Origin of the sequence: Micromonospora sp. NPDC047753, assembly GCF_040642735.1 — a bacterium.
Classification (GTDB): domain Bacteria; phylum Actinomycetota; class Actinomycetes; order Mycobacteriales; family Micromonosporaceae; genus Micromonospora.
Window position 1 is genome coordinate 1 of record NZ_JBEYSL010000732.1, and the last position, 2,459, is coordinate 2,459.

1 pseudogene is annotated in these 2,459 nt (G+C 74.0%); it reads left to right on the plus strand.

The features are described from left to right. Positions 1-2,365: pseudogene (locus ABZ749_RS33855) on the plus strand (DEAD/DEAH box helicase); the annotation flags it as partial. Positions 2,366-2,459: the final 94 nt, after the last annotated feature.

Consider the following 2,459-nt stretch of genomic DNA (forward strand, 5'->3'; position numbering starts at 1 on the left):
CGGTGATGACGACGGTGACGAGATCAATCTGCACCGACCGAGGGTCCGCCGGGCCGCGCCCTTCGCCGAGCTGCCCGACTCGGCGCTGCACGCCGTGCTCGACATGCTCTCCGGCCGCTACCCGTCCACGGCGTTCGCCGAGCTGCGCCCCCGGCTCGTCTGGGACCGGGCCACCGATGTGCTCACCGGCCGCCAGGGGGCGCAACGCCTGGCGGTGACCAGCGGCGGAACCATCCCCGACCGGGGTCTGTTCGGGGTCTTCCTGGCCGGCGCCGAACGGGCCGCCCGCGTCGGCGAGCTGGACGAGGAGATGGTCTACGAGTCCCGGGTCGGCGACGTCTTCCTGCTTGGCTCGTCCTCCTGGCGGATCGAGGAGATCACTCCGGACCGGGTGCTGGTCTCGCCCGCCCCGGGGCAGGCCGCCCGCATGCCGTTCTGGAAGGGCGACCAGCTGGGCAGGCCGGTGGAGCTGGGTCGGGCGATCGGCGCCCGGGTCCGCACCCTGCTGCGCCAGACCGACGAGGCGGCAGTGGCCGCGCTGCGCGACGGTGGGCTGGACGACTGGGCCGCCGGCAACCTGATGGCCTACCTGCGCGAGCAGCGGGAGGCCACCCGCTCGCTGCCCGACGACCGCACGGTGGTGGTCGAGCGGTTCCGCGACGAGCTGGGTGACTGGCGGCTGGCCGTGCACAGCGTGCTCGGTGCCCGGGTCAACGGACCCTGGGCCCTCGCGGTGGGCCGCCGGCTGGCCGAGCGGTACGGGGTCGACGCCCAGGTGATGCCCTCCGACGACGGCATCGTGGTGCGTCTTCCGGACACCGCCGACGAGCCGCCCGGTGCCGACGTGGTGGTCTTCGAGCCCGACGAGATCGCCCAGCTCGTGGAGGAGTCGGTAGGCACCTCCGCCCTGTTCGCCGCCCGTTTCCGGGAGTGCGCCGCCCGGTCCCTGCTGCTGCCGCGCCGCGACCCGCGGCGCCGCCAACCGCTCTGGCAGCAACGGCAGCGGGCCGCGCAACTGCTCGACGTCGCTCGCGAGTACGCGGATTTCCCGGTCACCCTGGAGGCTGCCCGGGAGTGCCTCCAGGACGTCTTCGACCAGCCGGCGCTGGCCGGGTTGATGCGCGACCTGGCCACCCGCAAGGTGCGGCTGGTCGAGGTGGAGACCAGCGCGCCGTCGCCGTTCGCGCGGTCGCTGCTGTTCGGCTACGTCGGCGCGTTCCTCTACGAGGGTGACGCCCCGCTGGCCGAACGCCGCGCCGCCGCACTCGCCCTCGACTCCACGCTCCTCGGCGAGCTGCTCGGCCGTGTCGACCTGCGGGAGTTGCTCGACCAGGCGGTGCTCACCGAGACCGACCGGCAACTGCGGTGGCTGACCGAGCAGCGCCGCCCCCGCGACGCCGAGGACGTCGTCGAGCTGCTGCGGGTGCTCGGTGACCTGAGCGACGCCGAGTTGACCGACCGGGGTGTGCCGGAGACGTGGCTGAGTGAGCTGGAGGCCACCCGCCGGGTGCTGCGGGTCCGGATCGCGGGCGAGCAGCGCTGGGTGGGTGTCGAGGACGCCGCCCGCCTGCGCGACGCCCTCGGCGTGGCGCTGCCGATGGGGGTGGCCGAGGCGTACCTCGCCCCGGTGGCCGATCCGCTTGGTGACCTGGTGGCCCGCTACGCCCGCACCCACGGGCCGTTCGCCGCGGCGAGCTGCGCGGCCCGGTTCGGGCTCGGGGTGTTCGTCGTCGAGCAGGCGCTGCGCCGGCTCGGCGCCACCGGGCGGGTGGTCTCCGGGGAGTTCACACCGGATTCGGCCGGCGCCCAGTGGTGCGACGCCGAGGTGCTGCGGATGCTGCGTCGCCGCTCGCTGGCGGCGCTGCGCCGGGAGATCGAGCCGGTGCCGCCCCGGGCCCTCGCCACGTTCCTGCCGCGCTGGCAGCAGGTCGGCTCGTCCGCACGAGGTGTGGAGGCGCTCGCCGCCACCGTGGAGCAGTTGCAGGGCACTGCGGTTCCGGCGTCAGCGCTGGAGCGGTTGGTACTGCCCGCCCGGGTGGCTGACTACTCCCCCGCCCAGTTGGACGAGCTGTGCGCCAGCGGGGAGGTGCTCTGGGCGGGGTCGGGCGCGATCTCCGGGGGCGACGGCTGGGTCACCTTGGCGTACGCGGACGCCGCACCGCTGCTGCTCCCGCCGCCCGACGAGGCGTTGACCCGTACCCCGCTGCACGACGCGGTGCTCGACGCGCTCGGCGACGGGCAGGCGCTCTTCTTCCGCCCGCTGGCCGACCGGGTCGGGTCGACCGACGATGCCGCGTTGACCGCTGTGATCTGGGACCTGGTCTGGGCGGGATACCTCAGCAACGACACCCTCGCCCCGCTGCGCGAGACGTTCGTGAAGACCGTGTCGGTGATCGGGTTCTGCGGCTGCCCACCGACGTAGTTGGTCTGGAACATGATGCCGCTGTAGGTCGGATCGA